Annotated in this window: 1 pseudogene; it reads right to left on the bottom strand. The window is 64.9% G+C overall.

The features are described from left to right. Nucleotides 1–1,492: pseudogene (locus QJ48_RS37855) on the bottom strand (hypothetical protein); the annotation flags it as partial.

The following is a 1,492-nucleotide window of genomic DNA, read 5'->3' as shown; positions in this document are numbered from 1 at the left end:
GCAGCTGCGCTTCGCCCACAGCCTCCACCGCCAGATGCTCCGCGACCACTGCGCCCGGCGTCAGATGCGCCATCGTCACGGAACCCTCCGCCAAGCAGCTGCCGTCGACCGCGCCCTTTGCGAGATGCTGCCCCATGACTGCGCCTTCCGCCAGCTTCTCCGACGTTACCGCATGCGCCTGCAGATGGGCTTCGCCTACGGCCTCCGCCGCCAACTGTTCCGAGCCGACGGCGCCCAGCTTCAAATGCGTCTCCGTCACCGAACGCAGCGCCAGCTTTCCCGACGTCACCGACTGCGCCTGCAGGTGTTCCTCACCTACGGCTTCCACCGCAAGCTGCTCCGCTCCGACCGCGCCTGCCGTGAGATGCTGCGACGTCACGGAATCCTCCGCCAAGCGGCTGCCGTCAACCGTACCTTCCGCCAGATGACGGCCGCGTACCGATCCGTCCGCAAGGTGCAGCGCCGTCACCGCGCCTTCTGCCAGCTTCTCCGAGGTCACCACGGCCGCCGCTAAGTGTCTGTCGCTCACCGCACCTTCCACCAAATGCGGACCGCGCACCGAGCCTTCCATCAGGTGGTGCATCATGACTGCGCCTTCCGCCAGCTTCTCCGCCGTTACCGCATGCGCCTGCAGTTGGTCTTCGCCTACGGATTCCGCCATCAGATGCTTCGCACCGACCGCATTCGGCGTCAAATGCGCCGTCGTCACGGACCCTGGCGCCAAGCGGCTGCCGTCGACCGTGCTTTCCGCCAAATGCTGCCCGTGTACCGATCCCTCCGCCAGATGCAGCGCCGTGACTGCGCCTTCCGCCAGCTTCTCCCCCGTTACCACCTGCGCCTGCAAGTGCGTTTCGCCTACGGCTCCGGGTCTCAGATGCTCCGTGCCGACCGCACCCGACGTCAAATGCATAGCTGTGACTGCCCCTGCCGACAAATGTCTGCCGCTCACCGCGCCTTCCGTCAGATGTGACCCCCGCACCGCACCTTCCGTTAGATGCAGCCCTGTCACCGCACCGGGCGTCAGATGCTTCGCCGATACTACGCCCGCCGCCAAACGGCTGCCGTCGACCGCTCCCTCTATCAAATGAGGACCTCGTACCGAACCTTCCGTCAGGTGCAGCGCCGTCACCGCGTTTTCCGCCAGCTTCTCCCCCGTTACCGCACCGTCTTCCAGCTTATCGCGGGTGACGGCGCCGGTAGCCAGCTGGTGCGTCTTCACGGACGCTTTGCCAAGATGCGCATGTTGAATTGCACCCAAGGCCACATGCTCCGCCTGTACCGATTCCTTGCCCAGCTTCTCCGATGTTACGCTTGCGGAAGCCAGCTTCGCCGTCGTCACGGCCAAATTGGTCAGCTTGTCGGTCGACACCGATTCACCGGACAGCTTGGAGGTGGTGACACTGTGTTTCGCCAGATGCGTGGTTTGTACCGCCCCCTCCTGCAAATGCTGGGCCTGCACCGCTCCCCCGGCCAGTTTTTCGGAGGTGACAGC

The sequence above is a fragment of the Paenibacillus sp. A3 genome, assembly GCF_001399685.1.
Classification (GTDB): Bacteria; Bacillota; Bacilli; order Paenibacillales; family NBRC-103111; genus Paenibacillus_G.
This window is presented reverse-complemented; position numbering and strand designations above follow the sequence as displayed.